Here is a 1570-nt window from a genome sequence, read left to right as displayed (position 1 = left end):
TTTTAAAATTATATCAATTAAACAAGTAATAAAACTAGATTTACTTTAAAGTCATGTTGAATGAAAAAGTATCGACATTGATTTTTGTACCTGTATTGATTCTCTTTAACCATAATTCAACAGACTCATTTTGATTTAATGTTACGGAACCTGTAACTGGGAAAGCTTGTGTAAAGCCACTATTTGTATCAATATACGTTTCAGTTGATGGTAGCGGCGTAATTGTGGTTCCGTTTGAGCCAACTTTTACAAAATAAAACACATAGACAGCATTAGTTCCTACTGTTGATTCTATAAAAGCAACTGATGAGTTAATTTGAAAAGAACGTGTTTTTTTTCCTCTGTAAGTAAGTCTTCCTGTAGTACTTGAATTAACTCTTAAAAGTTCATCGGTTGTTGTTACGTTTGTATTTACCTTATAACCTACATTTTGAGTTGTGGCTGTAGTTCTTGTAGAAGTTGTGTTACTAGGATCGTATAAGTTTCCTGTGGCCGATGCATCTACTTCCGTAGGAATACCAGAGCATCGAACATTCCAATTATTATCAAAATTATAGCCTGTATAAGAACCCGCTGTGTAACCGTTGACATATTTTCCCGTAGAAAGTGTACCTGTAAAAACTACTAATTCCATGACAGCATCACCAGTTATAGTTGGGTTTGCACTTACATCTACCCCAACCGCAGCACCATTTACTTCACAAAAACCACCTTGTTTTTGGATCAAAGAAAATGTACCGGTAAACCTTTCAAAAGTACCTGCGTTGTTCCCAAACCATGCCGTGTTACTTAACAGCACTCGAGTATTATTGGTGTAGGTAATCCCTGTTACATTTGCTGCATAATTAATAACTGAAAAAAACACTAAGCCAAAACCACTAATTGTCCCCACATTTGCCGAGTTCGCAACAATAGCATCTCTAAAAATAATACTTTGAGTATTGCCACTTGCCACCAAATTAAAAACAGAACTTCCTCCTGAAATAGTAAGTGTTTTAATAGTGCCTCCCATTGCTCCTTCAAATAGGAATCCACTGGATTTAAATAATACATCTTCATTTGCATCTAACCCTACTATGTAAGCATTATTCAAATCAATTGGAAAATTCACATTGATAACCCCATTTATTTCATAATACGTACCACTATCTAAAACATACTTTGTACCACCACCTGCGGCTAGTTCTGTTGCTAAAACAGTAGCTAATACATCAGTAGACCTGATACGTTTAAACTTCAACCTTCCGTTAGCATCACTATTAATTAGATTCCAAGAAGTTATCCCTTGATTATAATGGTATAATGATTTAAGATTTGTATCATAAACAATTAATCCATCGGCTGGAGATGCAATTGCTAAACGTTGTGCGGTGGTCATCCTTGGCGTAAGCATACCTTGAGTAGTTGATGAAACGTCAAGAACCGAACTTGAATGAGGTGTTGTTGTACCTACACCTACTTGTGCAAAAGTATTTGCAGATATTATTAAGAAAAAGAATAAAACAACTTGTGACACTCTTTTTGGAAAATAATTTTTTCTCATGACAAAATGTATTAAAATATTAAAAAC

At 34.5% G+C, this 1570-nt stretch carries 1 protein-coding gene; it reads right to left on the bottom strand.

Annotated elements, in window-relative coordinates:
• Positions 1–40: 40 nt before the first annotated feature.
• On the bottom strand, positions 41–1570 hold a 1530-nt coding region (locus FPG59_RS15945; protein WP_254906727.1), incomplete at its 5' end, for a hypothetical protein.

The organism is Flavobacterium sp. FPG59, assembly GCF_002150205.1.
GTDB lineage: Bacteria > Bacteroidota > Bacteroidia > Flavobacteriales > Flavobacteriaceae > Flavobacterium.
This window is presented reverse-complemented; position numbering and strand designations above follow the sequence as displayed.